Annotated in this window: 1 protein-coding gene; it reads left to right on the top strand. The window is 62.2% G+C overall.

The window, feature by feature from the left end; all coding sequences use genetic code 11:
* Window positions 1–840, top strand: an 840-nt coding sequence (locus NKI06_RS30810) for a transposase (protein ID WP_502900633.1), incomplete at its 5' end; no start/stop codon positions are given.
* Window positions 841–988: the final 148 nt, after the last annotated feature.

Genomic DNA, 988 nt, shown 5'->3' with positions numbered 1-988 from the left:
GGCCGGCTGCGCAATGCAGGACCATGGCTGCAGCAGTTGATTGGGCACCTTTTGAAGCGCGAGGATGCAGGTTTGGCCAAAGGCCGACTGGTTCGCATCCTCGATGCGACAGCGGTTGCCAAGGCCGGTGCGTATGAGAAGAAGAACAATGGTCTTTGGCGCATGCACTGCGCCTTTGAGCTTGAGCGCGAGCAGTTCGACTTCATCGAGATCACCGATCAGAGCGAGGCCGAGTTGATCGACCGCGTGCCGGTGGTGCCGGGCGAGATCCGCATCGGTGACCGCGCCTATCTGCAGGCCGAGCGGATCGCCAAGGTGATGGCGCAAGGCGGCGATGTTGTTGTGCGCGCGTCGTGGAAAAACGCGCGATGGCTCGACGCCAACGGCAGGGCGTTCGATCTCATCGGCTACCTGGAGAGCTGCCGGGAGGAAGTCTGCGAAACGCCTGCCCGGCTGGCACTCAAGAAGGGCGAGCCTGTGAAGATGCGCCTGATCGCCTTGCGCAAATCCGAGGCCGCGGCACAAGAAGCGCGGCGCAAAATCAACAAGGAAGCCAGGGCCAAGGGCAACAAGGTTCAACCGCAGACGCTGATTGCGGCCGGCTTCGTCCTGCTTGTGACCTCGCTTGACCGGGAGGAGTTTCCCGCCGATACGGTCCTCAAGCTCTACCGCATGCGCTGGCGCATCGAACTCGCCTTCAAGCGCCTGAAGAGCCTGATCGGGCTGCGCTCTCCTCCCGCCAAGGACCCAAGGATCGCAAAGCCTTGGATCCTTGCACACTTCCTCATCGCGCTTGTGACCGAACCCCTCTCGCAGGAGTTGGGTGTCTCTCCCCCTTGAGCGACGGGCGCCCGCTACTGTGGCGCGCAACCCGCCAGATCGTCGCCTCTCTGATCGCGACCATCTTTACTCAACCTTCCTTGGCGGCCCTGCGCCAAAATCTCCATGCCTTGCGATATCGCTGGCGCGAACCACCACGAAAGCGCAA

It is taken from the genome of Mesorhizobium sp. M0772 (assembly GCF_040320135.1).
GTDB lineage: Bacteria > Pseudomonadota > Alphaproteobacteria > Rhizobiales > Rhizobiaceae > Mesorhizobium.
Note: the sequence above shows the minus strand (reverse complement) of the source record. Positions and strands in the feature narration are given on the sequence as shown.